The sequence below is a fragment of the Burkholderia territorii genome (genome assembly GCF_001718335.1).
GTDB lineage: Bacteria > Pseudomonadota > Gammaproteobacteria > Burkholderiales > Burkholderiaceae > Burkholderia > Burkholderia territorii.
The window spans coordinates 2,145,320-2,158,194 of sequence record NZ_CP013365.1 but is presented as its reverse complement, the minus strand read 5'-3'; the positions used below and the strand labels follow the sequence as shown (position 1 = coordinate 2,158,194).

The following is a 12,875-nucleotide window of genomic DNA, read 5'->3' as shown; positions in this document are numbered from 1 at the left end:
CCTTACCTCGAACGTAATCGACCGCCCGCGCGGGGCCGGCGACGATGGCGACACGCGAACACGAAACGTCCGCGGTGCTGTCCTCCCCTCATCCAGACCAGGAGCCTCGCATGAACACCAACGAAACCGTCCAGTCCGCTCACGCCGACCTGATCGACCGTTATTTCGACGCCTGGAACGAGTCCGACGCCGCACGCCGGCGCGCGCTGATCGATGCGACCTACGCGAGCGACGCGGCCTATCGCGATCCGCTGATGGCCGGAGACGGCCACGCGGGCATCGACACGATGATCGCCGCGGTGCAGGCGCGCTTCCCCGCGTATCGCTTTCGCCGCACGACCGACGTCGACGGCTTCGGCCAGCACCTGCGCTTCTCGTGGGCGCTCGTGTCGCCGGAGGGCGCGGCGATCGTGAAGGGTTCCGATTTCGGCACCGTCGATGCGTCGGGCCGCCTGAAGTCGGTGACGGGTTTCATCGACGAAATGCCGGCCGCGACGTCGTGACGTGAGCGACGCATGCCCGGCGGCCGCCGGGATCGGGTAACGTATGCAATTCGTTCCCCGTCCCGGAGGTTTGCCCACATGCTGAAGAATATCGATCCCCTGCTGCACGCCGACGTCCTGCACACGCTGCGCGCGATGGGCCACGGCGATGAAGTGGTGATTTGCGATGCGAATTTTCCGGCGGAATCCGTCGCCGAGCATACGGTGGTCGGCCGCGCGCTGCGCATCGATGGCGCGGATTCGGCGCGCGTCGCGCGCGCGGTGTTGTCGGTGCTGCCGCTCGACACGTTCGTCGACACGCCCGCGTGGCGGATGGAGGTGGTCGGCGACCCGGCCGCGGTGCCGCCCGTGCAGCGCGAAGTGCAGGCTGAAATCGATCGCGCGGAAGGGCGCGCCGTGCCGCTCGCGGGCATCGAGCGATTCGCGTTCTACGAGCGCGCGCAGCAGGCGTATGCGGTGATCGTCACCGGCGAGCAGCGCGGCTACGGCTGCTTCGTGTTCAAGAAAGGCGTGCTGTTGAGCGACGCCGGTTAGGGCCTGTTCCTTTTATTCGCGGCGGCGGGCTGCGGCGTCGTTCATCGTGGTGGCGCCGCGTCGGTGCCGGCCGCCGCAGTGTAAAGATTTGCTACAACCTTTTTCTTGGACACCGCGAAAAGACCCTCTATGCTGGCCCATTTGCCGCGGGCCCGGCCGGGCCGCGCGGCTGCGAACCGCCCGGGCACGCCTCGAGCGGACGGCCGAATTGCATACGAGGAGAGAGGCATGACGCGTTCCGTCGATTCCGGCGTCATTTTTTTCGCGCGCCTGGCGCTGGCGGCGTTGTTCTTGTGGGGCGGCGTGATGAAGCTGCTCGGCTACGGCGATTTCATCGGCTATCTGCATCGGATGAACGTCCCGTATCCGCAGGTGACGGGCCCGCTCGTCGTTGCTATCGAAGCACTCGGCGGCCTGCTGCTGATCGTCGGCTACAAGGTCAAGCCGCTCGCGTTGCTGATGGCGTTCTACACGATCGCGACCGCGATGGTCGGCCACAATTTCTGGGACGCGACGGACGCCGCCGTCCAGCACGACATGGTCATCCACTTCTGGAAGAACGTCGCGATCGCCGGCGGTTTCCTGCTGCTGTTCGTGACCGGTGCGGGCGGCGCGAGCATCGACGCGCTGCGCCGGCCAAGTTCGTCGTACGGCGCGCTGCGCTGAGCCGGAGTTGAGTCGAGTCGCGCTGAACGGCGCGACGTACTGACGTCGCGCGCCGCGCCGAACCAAAACGAAAGGGCCGAATCCCGCACGCCGCGGGATTCGGCCCTTTGTTCATCCTGCGCGCGGATGCGCGCCGGCGTTCAGCGTGCGTCCTTCAGCTCCTTCGCATCCTTCGCGAACTGCACGGCGATCGCGCCGAGCACGCAGATCGCCGCGACGTACACGACCGGCGCGAGCGGGTTCGACTTCATCATCAGCGACACGATCACCGGCGTGAGGCCGCCGAAGATCGCATACGCGACGTTGTACGAGAACGAGATGCCCGAGAAGCGCACGACGGCCGGGAAGCTCTTGACCATCACGAACGGCACCGCGCCGATCGTGCCGACCATGAAGCCGGCGATCCCGTAGTACAGCGGCAGCGTCGACGCGTCGGCGGCGACCTGCGCGAACAGCAGGTAGTAGCACGCGGCCAGCACGAGGCCGCCGATGCCGAGCACGCGCTTCGCGCCGATCCAGCCCGCGAGCGAGCCGGCGGTGATGCAGCCGGCCGTCAGACACAGCGTCGCGATGCTGTTCGCGAACAGCGTGGTGGCGGGCGTCAGGTGATATTGCTTCTGCAGCAGCGCGGGCGTCATCAGGATCACGACGACGATCGCCGCCGACAGCATCCACGTGAGCAGCATCGACACGATCACCGCACGGCCGTGATCGCGCAGCACGGCCTTCAGCGGAATCTCGGCCGCGAGCGCCTTCTTCGCCTTCATTTCGGCGAACACCGGCGTCTCGTGCAGCCAGCGGCGCAGGTACACCGAGAACAGGCCGAACACGCCGCCGAGCAGGAACGGGATGCGCCACGCGAATGCGGTGACTTCGGCGCCCGAGTAGCGGCTGTTGATACCGGCAGCGACGAGCGAGCCGAGCAGGATGCCGGCCGTGAGGCCCGCGGTCAGCGTCCCGCATGCATAGCCGATGTGGCGCGACGGCACGTGCTCCGACACGAACACCCATGCGCCCGGCACTTCGCCGCCGACCGCCGCGCCCTGCAACACGCGGAACAGCAGCAGCAACACCGGCGCGAGGATGCCGATCGAGTCGTAGGTCGGCAGCAGGCCCATCAGCAGCGTCGGCACCGACATCATCAGCACGCTCAGCGTGAACATCCGCTTGCGGCCGAACAGGTCGCCGAAATGCGCCATGATCACGCCGCCGAGCGGGCGCGCGAGATAGCCGGCCGCGAAGATGCCGAACGTCTGCAACTGGCGCAGCCAGTCGGGAATGTCGTGCGGGAAGAACAGCTGTCCGATCGCGGGTGCGAAGAACACGAAGATGATGAAGTCGTAGAACTCGAGGGCGCCGCCGAGTGCGGCAAGGCCAAGGGTCTTGTAGTCGCTGCGCGTGAGCGCGCGTTCGGCGGCACGGGGCACGCCGCTCAATTCGGAAGCTTGCATGGTCAGGACGATCGGTTTTGAATGTTGTTGTCGGTGCTGCGTCTCCAGAACCCGCTATCGGCATGGACTGGCAAGGCGCGGCCTGCATCGTCGAGCGTGCGCCGAGCGCCGGATAGGGCACGCGACACGCACCGTCGCACCGGGATGGGGCACGACGCAGACGAAGCGTCAAAGCGGGTGGGGGGATTCTACAGGAGCGCGAAATGCGCGCGCGCGGGCCGCGCAGAGGAACGCTTCGGACTTCACGCGGAAGAAACGCGCGCGGCGCGGCAAGCGGTCGATCCGCGTGCCGCGCCGCGCGATGCAACGCAACGAGCGTGCGATCAGTTGCCGGCGATCGTGTCGACCGGCTTGAACGCGCCGCGCTCGACTTTGTAGATCGTCACCGGCGCATCCTTCAGGTCGCCCTTCGCGTCGTATGCGATGCTCGGCGCCGACACGCCCTTGATCGATACCTTGCCGAGATACGGCGTATAGACCTTCGGGTCGGTCGAGTTCGCTTCCTTCATCGCGGTGAGCAGCGCGATCGTGCCGTCGTACGAGTACGGCGAATAGGTGATCACGTCTTCATTGAAGCGTGCCTTATAGCGCGATGCGTAGCCGGCGAAGCCCGGCATCTTTTCCTTCGGCAGCCCGCCCATGTAGACGATCGCGCCTTCGGCCGCGTCGCCGCCGACCTTCAGGAACGTCGGCGAACGCGACATTTCGCCGGTCACGAATGCCGACTTCATCCCGAGCTGGCGCATCTTGCGGATCATCGGCGAAGACTGCGCGTCGCCGCCGCCGTAGAAGATCGCATCCGGGTTGATGCCCTTCAGGTTGGTCAGGATCGCGGAGAAGTCGAGCGCCTTGTCGTTCGTGAAATCGCGCTTGACGATCGTGCCGCCCGCGGCCTGCACGGCCTTCGCGAATTCGTCGGCGATGCCCTGGCCGTAGGCCGTGCGGTCGTCGATGATCGCGATGCGCTTGAAGCGCAGCGTCTTCACCGCGTACGTGCCGACGATGCGGCCTGCTTGCGCATCGCTCGTCAGCAGCCGGTACGTCGTCTTGTAGCCGCGCGCCGTGTATTGCGGCGACGTCGCCATCGAGATCTGCGGCAGCCCGGCGCGATCGTACAGGTCGGACGCCGGAATGCTCGTGCCCGAGTTGAAGTGACCGATGATGCCGCGCACATTGTCGTCGATCAGCCGCTGTGCGACCGTCGTGCCGGTGCGCGGGTCGGCCTGGTCGTCCTGCGAGTCGAGCTGGAACGTGACCGGCTTGCCGCCGATCGTCGGATGCGTCGCGTTGAAATCGGCGATCGCGAGCTGCACGCCCTTCTGCATGTCCGTGCCGTAGTTCGATTGCGGCCCCGTCAGCGGTGCGGCGAAACCGATCTTGACGACGTCGGCGGCGATGGCGTGTGCGCCCGACAGTGCGCAGGCAGCGGCCAGCGCGACGTGCGATACCTTCAGCTTCACTTTCACTTCCCCTTGATGGCGTGGTTGGGCCGACGCCGGCCGACGGGCCGGTGCGGTAAACCGGGCGAGACGTATCGATCGGCAGGCCTTCGCGACCGCGCGCGGATTGTGCCGGAATCGGCGTGCGCGGCGGCGGCGGGATGTCGTCTCGTAACCGTTGATCGAAGTCTAGGTAGCGAAAATGCGCGCGTCTTGCGCGTTCGATGCGTGACCGGCGACGATTTCGGCATATCGTAGATAACCCTGATATGTGCTGAAATCGTCATGTGAAATGCGCAATCGGGCCAAGACGCGGCACGCCGGCATTTCTAGGATGGCGGCTTCGCGAGCGTTGTTGCGATACCGCGTGCGGCAGGTCGATATCGCCGATGTTGCCGATCGATGCCGGGCACCCGCAGCGGATCGATGCGCAATCCTCGGCGTCCGGCAAGCGCGGCGCGGTGGTTGCGCGCACAACGGCACGGCGCGTTGCGCGCGGAGCCATGCTGCTGCCGATCGTCGCCGTCCGGCGTTGCGTTGCGCGGCCGCCGTTCGCCGAGTCGCTCTATCGCGCTTGTACGAGCTCGTCGCGACGTGTTCTCGACCGCGCTTCTATAATCGACGCCATCAGCCACCCCTTCGCAGATGCCGGGATGACGACCTTCCTTGCCGCACCGCCCATGAGCCTCGCCGACACATTGCGCTACCAGCCCGACAATGCCGATCTCGGCGCGATGCTCGCGCACTTCCGCCTGCTCGAGCCGGTGTTCGACGCGCTGCCCGACGTCGCATTCTTCGTGAAGGACGCGAACGGCCGCTACGCGCTGGTCAACCGCACGCTCGCGCTGCGTTGCGGCTACAAGGACAAGCGCGACCTGCTCGGCAAGACGACCGACGAAGTGTTTCCGCGCCGCTTCGGCCGAACGTATTTCGAGCAGGACATGGCAACGATCACAGCGGGCCAACAGCTGATGGACCAGCTCGAGCTGCATCTGTATCCGGGCCGCCAGCCGGGCTGGTGCCTGACCTGCAAGGAGCCGCTGCGCGACGCGGCGGGCAAGGTGGTCGGTCTTGCGGGCATCTCGCGCGACCTGAAGGCGCACGAAGGTTCGCACCCGGCCTACAGCAAGCTCGCAGACGTGGTGCAGCACATCCAGGATCACTACGTGCAGCCACTGAACCTGAAGCAGCTTGCGCAGATGGCCGGGATGTCGGTCGCGCAGCTCGAACGCTACTTCCACAAGGTGTTTCACCTGACGCCGCGCCAGGTGCTGCTGAAAACGCGGCTCGACGCGGCCACGGCGCTGCTCGTCACGCACGACAAGGTGACCGACGTCGCGGCGCTATGCGGTTATACGGATCACAGCGCGTTCACGCGCCAGTTCAAGGCGACGGTCGGCATGACGCCGACGGAATACCGGCTGATGCTGCAGGACAGGGCAGGGTGAAGTGACGCGCCGGAAGGGGCGGCGCGTCGGAAGGATCGGGGCGGTACGAAGGATTGAAGCGGGAAAGCGGCGACTCGGCGGCGCTCAGCGGTAGCCGAGGCCTTTCAGGACGGCCGTGCCGTCTTCGGTCAGCCGGAAGCTCGGTGCGGTGTCGGCGTCGAGCTTGACCATCTCGACGAGGCCGGCTTCCTGTAGCGCGGGCAATTCGGCTTTGGCATTCGCGCCGATCGGTGCGTGCAGCAGCACGAGCAGCGTTGCGATTTCATGATGGCTGAGCAATCGGCGCAGCATCGTCTTTTTTACAGGGGGGGCGGCCGGGCGGCCCGCGGGTGCATCTACGGCGCTCATCGCTGTCCTCCTTTTCGAGATATCTATCGGGTACTGGAAGCGGATGGTGCCGTCGAAGACTTAAGCGATTCTTAAAAGCGCGGTGGCCGAGCGCATGTTGGAGCGCGGTGCGCGTTACCGGATGTAACCCCGGCAGATTGGCCGTGTCCCGCTCGCGGTGGTCGGCCTTGCCCGGCAAGGCGCCGCCGCGGCACTCACCACGATGGCGCTTCCGCGTGGCGCGCGTCCCTGCGGCGGCGTGATTATCCCGTTCGAATCGCTCCCAGCGCGGAATTCGCTTGCGCCCTTATTTTCTTCGCTGGGCCTGCGCGGCGAGCCGCACGGCCGCGTTGGCGGCGCCGTAGCCGTCGTAGCCGCCGCGCCGCTCGACGATTTCGAGCGAGAAGCGGTTGTCGACCAGTTCCGTATACGCATGCAGGAATTCGCCGCCGTTTTCGTCGCGGTCGTACAGCAGATGGTGGGCGCTCAGCGTGTCGATCAACTCGTCCGACAGCGCGTAGCGTGCGGCGAGATCATCGTAATAATTTGGCGGAATGCGCAGGAACGGCACGCCGTCGGCGGCGAACGCGGCGACTGTCTTCACGATGTCGTCGCTCCGGAACGCGACGTGGTTCAGCCCGGTGCCGTGATAACGGTCGAGCGATTCGGCGACGGCCGTATGGCGGTCGACCGACGCATTCAGCGCGATCCGCACCGAGCCGTCGGCGCTGCGCACCGCGCGGCTGCGCATCAGGCCGTACGGATCGGGTACGAGCCAGCTGCGCTCTGCCTCGAAGCCGAAGGCGGTCTTGAAGAACAGGATCCACGTGTCGAGCGCGTCTGCCGGCAGCGCGAGGCACACGTGATCGATGCCGGTCAGCGGGCCGACCTCGGTCGGGCCGTCGATGTCGGTCAGCACGAAATCCGATTCGTACAGCGTTGGAGCGTTCGGCGTCTCGTCGACGAAGTATTCGAGGCTGCCGTCCGGCGCCTGCACGCTCGGCAGCACGCGCTCGTTCGGGCCGACGCGCCCGGAAAACGGCGTGTAGCCGAAGCCGGCCGCGCGTTCGAATGCCACTTTCGCATCGTCGACGCGGAACGCCGACGCGCACAGCGACAACCCGTGCTGCTGGAAGAACGCGTCGGCGAACGAGTCGCGCTCGGCGTTCAGCACGATCGACGCGGCGCCGTGCTGGAACAGCGTCACGTCCTTCGATCGATGGCGGCCCGCGAGCCGGAAGCGCATCCGGCCCAGCCATTCGCCGACGGTGGCTGCCGCCTGCGCGTCGACCGCGAATTCAATGAACTGGAACCCGACGTGCGCGGGCGGCGCAGGCGGCGCGAACAGCGGCTGGCCGGCGGCCGGCGCGCGGCCGTCCAGCGCGAGTCGCGCGCGCGTCAGTTCTTCCAGATAAAGCAGCGACCGGTGGCCGTCGGCGGCCGTGATCGCGGTCGGCGCGGCGCGGAAGCCGTCGTTGAAGATCTCGAGCGACAGCGGCCCCGTATAACCGGACTCGATCACGCGTGCCGTGAAGCGCGCGAGATCGAAATCGCCCTGGCCGGGGAACGAGCGGTAGTGGCGGCTCCATTCGAGCACGTCCATCGCGAGTTTCGGCGCATCGGCGATCTGCACGAACGCGATCCGGTCGCCCGGGATATCGGCGATCGCGTCCGGCGAATCGTCGAGCGACAGCGTATGGAAACTGTCGAGCGCGAGGCCGAGATGCGGGCTGTTCACCGCGTTCACGAGCTGCCATGCGTGCCCGTACCGCTTCACGACGCTGCCCCACGCGAGCGCCTCGTACGCGGCCACCACGCCGGCCTGCCGCGCGGCTTCGGCAAGCGCGCCGAGCTGGTCGATCAGCAGCGCGTCGTCCGCGATCGTGTCGGGCGACACGTTGCTGCATACCAGGATGCGGTCGGTGCCGAGCGCATGCATCACGTCGAACTTGCGGCGGACGCGGTCGAGATTGCGCGCAAGCTGGGCCGGGCTCACGCCCTCGAAGTCGCGAAACGGCTGGAACAACACGATGTCGAGGCCGAGATCGGCGGCCATGCGGCGCACGTCGGCGGGCGATCCGTCGAAGTAGACGAGGTCGTTCTCGAAGATTTCGACACCGTCGAAGCCGGCGGCCTGGATGGCGGCGAGCTTCTCGGCGAGCGTGCCGGACAGTGACACGGTGGCGATCGAGCGCTGCATGGGCGAATCCTGCGGTGAGCGGGGCATGGCGTCGGCTGGATCGGGCCGGAATGAACCAGTCATTGAATTGTTTGCGGGCGCCACATCCCGAATTTACTAGGGGAGTATGGCGAATTATACAAACTAACTAGATGGTACAAATAAGCGAAAACCCGAAAAGACATTGCGCTTGCGCAAGCGCACACTAGCGCCGAATCTTGACGTCAAGGGGCGAAGTCGACTAGCGATTCGCCCCCGTTTTTGGAGCAGAAACACCATGAGCAAGCACAAGGTGCTGGTGCTGAACGGCCCGAACCTGAATCTGCTGGGCACCCGCCAGCCTCACATCTACGGCGCGGAAACCCTTGCCGACGTCGAGCAGCGTTGCCGCACGGCGGCCGAGGCGCTCGGGCTGGAGATCGATTTTCGGCAGTCGAACGCCGAGCACCAGCTGATCGACTGGCTGCATGCCGCGCGCCACGATACGCACGGCATCGTGATCAATCCGGCCGGCTATACGCACACGTCGGTCGCGCTGGCCGACGCGCTGTCCGCGATCGCGAAGCCCGTGATCGAGGTGCATATCTCGAACGTGCATCGCCGCGAGGCATTCCGTCATCACTCGTATGTGTCGGCGGTGGCCGAAGCCGTGATCTGCGGCTGCGGCACCGAAGGTTACGTATTTGCGCTGCAGCGCCTGTCGACCCTTTTCGCGCAAGGAGGCGCACGATGAGCCGCCCGTCGTTTCTGATCGGCCTGATCGGCCAGGGCATCGGCGGTTCGCTGTCGCCCGCGATGCACGAGGAAGAAGGTTTCCGCCAGGGATTCGGCTACGTGTACCGGCGCATCGATCTCGACGTGCTCGGCGTGACCGTCGACGCGCTGCCGGAACTGCTCGATGCCGCGCAGCGGATGGGCTACAACGGGCTCAACATCACGCATCCGTGCAAGCAGCGCGTGATCGAGCACCTCGACGCACTGTCGGACGATGCGCGCGCGCTCGGCGCGGTGAACACGGTGCTGTTCAAGGACGGCAAGCGGATCGGCCACAACACCGACTGGTCGGGTTTCGCGAAGTCGTTCCGTCGCGGGTTGCCCGGCGCGTCGCTCGAGCGTGTCGTGCAGCTGGGCGCGGGCGGCGCGGGTGCGGCCGTCGCGCATGCAGCGCTGCAGATGGGTGCCGCCGAACTGACGATCTTCGACGTCGACGGCAGCCGTGCCGCCGCGCTCGCGGGCGAACTGCAGCAGCGCTTCCCGGCTGCCCGGGTCGCATCGGGCAACGATCTCGCGGCCGCGATGCGGGCGGCGACCGGCCTGATCCATGCGACGCCGACCGGCATGGTCAAGCATCCGGGCCTGCCGCTGCCGGCGGAGCTGCTCCACGCGGGAATGTGGGTCGCCGACATCGTGTATTTCCCGCTCGAAACCGAACTGATACGCGCCGCGCGCGCAGCCGGCTGCGCGACGCTGCCGGGCGGCGGGATGGCCGTGTACCAGGCCGTCGATGCGTTCGAGATCTTCACCGGACGCACGCCGGACGACGAGCGGATGTTCGAGCATTTTCAGTCGCTCGTCGCGCGCTGACCTTTCTACAGACTAGCTGAAAAAGAGACCAGGAGACGACCATGCAGCACACCACCCACACGAACGCCGCGCCCGCGGCGGCCGCCACGGTCCGGCGGACCTCTGCGCGCTACAAGATCCTCGCGCTGCTCGCGATCGGCACGATGATCAACTATCTTGACCGTACCGTGCTGGGGGTGGCTGCGCCGCAGCTCACCAAGGAGCTCGGCATCAACGCAGCGGTGATGGGCATCATGTTCTCCGCGTTCTCCTGGACGTACGTCGCAATGCAGGTGCCCGGCGGCCTGTTCCTCGACCGTTTCGGCAGCAAGATCACCTATTACTGGTCCATGACGCTGTGGTCGCTGTGCACGCTCCTGCAGGGCTTCGTGCCCGGCGTCGGGACGCTGCTCGCATGCCGGCTCGGCCTCGGCGTGACCGAAGCGCCGTGTTTCCCGACCAACAGCCGCGTCGTCGCGACGTGGTTCCCGCAAAACGAGCGCGCGATGGCGACCGGCACGTACACCGTCGGCGAGTACATCGGTCTCGCGTTCTTCAGCCCGGTGCTGTTCGCGCTGATGGGTGCGTTCGGCTGGCGCTCGCTGTTCTGGGTCGTCGGCGCGGTCGGCATCGTGTTCGGTCTCGTCTGGTGGAAGTTCTATCACGAGCCGCGCAACCATCCGGGCGCGAACTCGGAAGAGCTTGCATACATCGAAGCGGGCGGCGGCCTCGTGCACCGCGCGCGCAAGGACGGCGACACGAGCGGCAAGTCCGCGCAGGCCAAGTTCAGCTGGGCGATGGCCGGCCGGCTGGTGAAGAAGCGTCAGCTCGCGGGTATCTGCCTCGGCCAGTTCGCCGGCAACTCGACGCTCGTGTTCTTCCTCACCTGGTTCCCGACCTATCTCGCGACGGAACGCCATATGGGCTGGCTGAAGATCGGCTTCTTCGCGGTGATGCCGTTCATCGCCGCATCGGTGGGCGTGATGTTCGGCGGGATCTTCTCCGACTGGCTGCTGCGCCGCGGCAAGTCCGCGAACCTCGCGCGCAAGCTGCCGATCATCGCGGGCCTGCTGCTTGCATCGACGATCATTCTCGCGAACTACGTGAAGAGCAACGAAGCCGTGATCGCGATCATGTCGGTCGCATTCTTCGCGCAGGGCATGGCCGCGCTCGGCTGGACGCTCGTGTCCGACATCGCGCCGGACGGCCTGCTCGGCGTGACGGGCGGCATCTTCAACTTCGCGGCGAACCTCGCGGGCATCGTCACGCCGCTCGTCGTCGGCTTCATCGTCGCATCGACCGGATCGTTCGTCGGCGCGCTCGTGTTCATCGGCGTGATCGCGCTGATCGGTGCGCTGTCGTACATCTTCGTCGTCGGCGACATCAAGCGGATCGAGCTCTAAGTACCGGCTCCACGCACTCTCGGTGCGTTCGCCCGGCGACCTGCGGGTCGCCGGGCTTTTTTGTGTCTGCCGTCCCCGCTTGCCGGACGTTGCATGCCTCGGCGCTCACGCGCGCTGCACGACGATTCCGAGTGAGTCGACCGCCTGCGCGATCGCCGCGACCGCGCGCCGGATATCGCCGGCATCGATCGCGCCGATGCAGCCAACGCGGAACGTCTCGCGTTGCGTCAGCTTGCCCGGATACAGGATGAAGCCCGCGTCGCGCACCGCATCGTAGAAGCGGCGGAAATCGTACGCCGGGTGGTCGGGCGCGTGGAACGTGACGATCACCGGTGCCTGCACGCTCGCATCGAGGAACGGCGTGAAGCCGAGCGCGCGCATCGATTCGATCAAGGTCCGGCAATTCTCCGCATAGCGCGCACCGCGCGCGGGCTGGCCGCCTTCGGCCAGGTACTGGTCGAGCGCGGCGCGCAGCGCGGCGATCACATGGGTCGGCGGCGTGAAGCGCCACTGGCCCGTCTTGCGCAGGTACGCGTACTGATCGTGAAGGTCGAGTGCGACCGACGGCGAGTTGCCTTCGCACGCGTCGAGTGCGTCGCGCCGCACGATCGCGAATCCCATCCCCGGCACGCCTTCCAGGCATTTGCCGCTCGCCGAGACCAGCGCGTCGATCCCGCTGTCCGCCAGCGCGATCGGCAACGCGCCGAACGAACTCATCGCGTCCACGATCAGCCGCTTGCCGTGCCGCCGGCATACGGCCGCGATCGCGTCGAGCGGATTGAGGATGCCTGCGCTCGTTTCCAGGTGTACCAGCGCGACGTGCGTGATGCGCGGCTCGCGCGAGAACGCGGCTTCGATCGCCGCCGGGTCGACCGCGGCGTCCTCGCCGAACGGCAGCGCGATCGCGTCGATGCCGAGCCGGCCGAGGATCTTCAGGATGCGCGCGCAATACGCGCCGTTGTCCGGCACCAGCACGACGCCGTCGCGCGGCACCAGCGTACCGAGAGCAGCCTCGACCGAAAACGTGCCGCTGCCTTGCATCGGCACGCACACGTATTCGTCGCCGCCGCGCGCGATTGCGACGAGATCCGCGCAGACGCTCGCCGTCAATTGATTGAAGGCGGCGTCCCACGAGCCCCAGTCGTGTTGCATCGCGTGGCGTGTTGTGGCGGACGTGGTGAGCGGGCCGGGCGTCAGCAGAATCGGGTCGGGCATGGTTTTTCTCCTGCAAAGATCGGACGAAACGCCGGGCGGCATTTCTGAATGACTTGCATGATATTGGCAAAATGTGTCATTTTTTGGAAATTGTGGCACTCGTCACGGCGTTGTCATCGAACGCTGTGATCCTTCGGTTGCCGCGCG

At 66.5% G+C, this 12,875-nt stretch carries 12 protein-coding genes; 7 read left to right on the top strand and 5 right to left on the bottom strand.

Annotated features, from left to right (window positions below; translation table 11 throughout):
* Nucleotides 1-110: 110 nt before the first annotated feature.
* The 3 genes from WS51_RS09505 to WS51_RS09495 all read left to right on the top strand — a co-directional run bounded on the left by WS51_RS09505 (nucleotide 111) and on the right by WS51_RS09495 (nucleotide 1,703).
* A complete protein-coding gene (locus WS51_RS09505; RefSeq protein ID WP_059449065.1) occupies nucleotides 111-503 on the top strand; it encodes a nuclear transport factor 2 family protein in 393 nt (130 codons plus the stop codon).
* Between the two features lie 78 nt (nucleotides 504-581).
* The gene (locus WS51_RS09500) at nucleotides 582-1,037 is read left to right on the top strand and encodes an RbsD/FucU family protein (RefSeq protein WP_059449066.1); all 456 of its coding nucleotides are present in this window, start codon (nucleotides 582-584) and stop codon (nucleotides 1,035-1,037) included.
* A 228-nt stretch (nucleotides 1,038-1,265) separates the two neighbouring features.
* A complete protein-coding gene (locus tag WS51_RS09495) occupies nucleotides 1,266-1,703 on the top strand; it encodes a DoxX family protein (RefSeq protein WP_059449067.1) in 438 nt (145 codons plus the stop codon).
* Nucleotides 1,704-1,843: 140 nt separating this feature from the next.
* Here WS51_RS09495 and WS51_RS09490 read toward each other — a convergent pair whose 3' ends face one another.
* A complete protein-coding gene (locus WS51_RS09490; RefSeq protein ID WP_059501653.1) occupies nucleotides 1,844-3,154 on the bottom strand; it encodes an MFS transporter in 1,311 nt (436 codons plus the stop codon).
* Nucleotides 3,155-3,477: 323 nt separating this feature from the next.
* Nucleotides 3,478-4,614, bottom strand: a complete 1,137-nt coding sequence (locus tag WS51_RS09485; RefSeq protein WP_059449070.1) for a branched-chain amino acid ABC transporter substrate-binding protein — start codon at nucleotides 4,612-4,614, stop codon at nucleotides 3,478-3,480.
* 632 nt (nucleotides 4,615-5,246) lie between these two features.
* Between WS51_RS09485 and WS51_RS09480 the strand changes: the two genes are divergently transcribed.
* Nucleotides 5,247-6,041: an AraC family transcriptional regulator gene (locus WS51_RS09480; RefSeq protein WP_059449071.1), complete on the top strand. Its 795-nt coding sequence runs from the start codon at nucleotides 5,247-5,249 to the stop codon at nucleotides 6,039-6,041.
* An 84-nt stretch (nucleotides 6,042-6,125) separates the two neighbouring features.
* Here the strand turns inward: WS51_RS09480 and WS51_RS09475 are convergent, their stop codons facing one another.
* Both WS51_RS09475 and WS51_RS09470 read right to left on the bottom strand, forming a co-directional pair.
* Nucleotides 6,126-6,389, bottom strand: a complete 264-nt coding sequence (locus WS51_RS09475; RefSeq protein ID WP_059449072.1) for a hypothetical protein — start codon at nucleotides 6,387-6,389, stop codon at nucleotides 6,126-6,128.
* Nucleotides 6,390-6,675: 286 nt separating this feature from the next.
* Entirely contained in the window at nucleotides 6,676-8,568 is a 1,893-nt protein-coding gene (locus WS51_RS09470; protein ID WP_069229002.1) for a bifunctional sugar phosphate isomerase/epimerase/4-hydroxyphenylpyruvate dioxygenase family protein, read from the bottom strand.
* A 256-nt stretch (nucleotides 8,569-8,824) separates the two neighbouring features.
* On the opposite strand from WS51_RS09470, the gene aroQ reads away from it, so the two are divergent.
* From aroQ to WS51_RS09455, 3 genes are read left to right on the top strand one after another with little or no spacing between them, the layout of a single operon-like run.
* Complete coding sequence (gene aroQ / locus WS51_RS09465) at nucleotides 8,825-9,280, top strand: type II 3-dehydroquinate dehydratase (RefSeq protein WP_069229001.1); 456 nt, start codon at nucleotides 8,825-8,827, stop codon at nucleotides 9,278-9,280.
* On the top strand, nucleotides 9,277-10,131 hold the full coding sequence (locus WS51_RS09460; protein WP_060298180.1) for a shikimate dehydrogenase: 855 nt from the start codon (nucleotides 9,277-9,279) through the stop codon (nucleotides 10,129-10,131). The genes aroQ and WS51_RS09460 overlap by 4 nt, the downstream gene beginning before the upstream one ends.
* A 41-nt stretch (nucleotides 10,132-10,172) precedes the next feature.
* Nucleotides 10,173-11,513 (top strand): MFS transporter, encoded by a 1,341-nt coding sequence (locus tag WS51_RS09455; RefSeq protein ID WP_059449076.1) that lies wholly within the window; start codon nucleotides 10,173-10,175, stop codon nucleotides 11,511-11,513.
* A 105-nt stretch (nucleotides 11,514-11,618) separates the two neighbouring features.
* On the opposite strand, the gene WS51_RS09450 is transcribed toward WS51_RS09455, so the two are convergent.
* On the bottom strand, nucleotides 11,619-12,728 hold the full coding sequence (locus WS51_RS09450) for a 2-aminoethylphosphonate--pyruvate transaminase (RefSeq protein ID WP_069229000.1): 1,110 nt from the start codon (nucleotides 12,726-12,728) through the stop codon (nucleotides 11,619-11,621).
* Nucleotides 12,729-12,875: the final 147 nt, after the last annotated feature.

Bases quoted from the DNA above. Each gene is read 5' to 3' on its own strand.
- WS51_RS09505 (WP_059449065.1), top strand. From the start codon at position 111: ATGAACACCAACGAAACCGTCCAGTCCGCTCACGCCGACCTGATCGAC.
- WS51_RS09500 (WP_059449066.1), top strand. From the start codon at position 582: ATGCTGAAGAATATCGATCCCCTGCTGCACGCCGACGTCCTGCACACG.
- WS51_RS09495 (WP_059449067.1), top strand. From the start codon at position 1,266: ATGACGCGTTCCGTCGATTCCGGCGTCATTTTTTTCGCGCGCCTGGCG.
- WS51_RS09490 (WP_059501653.1), bottom strand. From the start codon at position 3,154: ATGCAAGCTTCCGAATTGAGCGGCGTGCCCCGTGCCGCCGAACGCGCG.
- WS51_RS09480 (WP_059449071.1), top strand. From the start codon at position 5,247: ATGACGACCTTCCTTGCCGCACCGCCCATGAGCCTCGCCGACACATTG.
- WS51_RS09475 (WP_059449072.1), bottom strand. From the start codon at position 6,389: ATGAGCGCCGTAGATGCACCCGCGGGCCGCCCGGCCGCCCCCCCTGTA.
- WS51_RS09470 (WP_069229002.1), bottom strand. From the start codon at position 8,568: ATGCAGCGCTCGATCGCCACCGTGTCACTGTCCGGCACGCTCGCCGAG.
- aroQ (WP_069229001.1), top strand. From the start codon at position 8,825: ATGAGCAAGCACAAGGTGCTGGTGCTGAACGGCCCGAACCTGAATCTG.
- WS51_RS09460 (WP_060298180.1), top strand. From the start codon at position 9,277: ATGAGCCGCCCGTCGTTTCTGATCGGCCTGATCGGCCAGGGCATCGGC.
- WS51_RS09455 (WP_059449076.1), top strand. From the start codon at position 10,173: ATGCAGCACACCACCCACACGAACGCCGCGCCCGCGGCGGCCGCCACG.
- WS51_RS09450 (WP_069229000.1), bottom strand. From the start codon at position 12,728: ATGCCCGACCCGATTCTGCTGACGCCCGGCCCGCTCACCACGTCCGCC.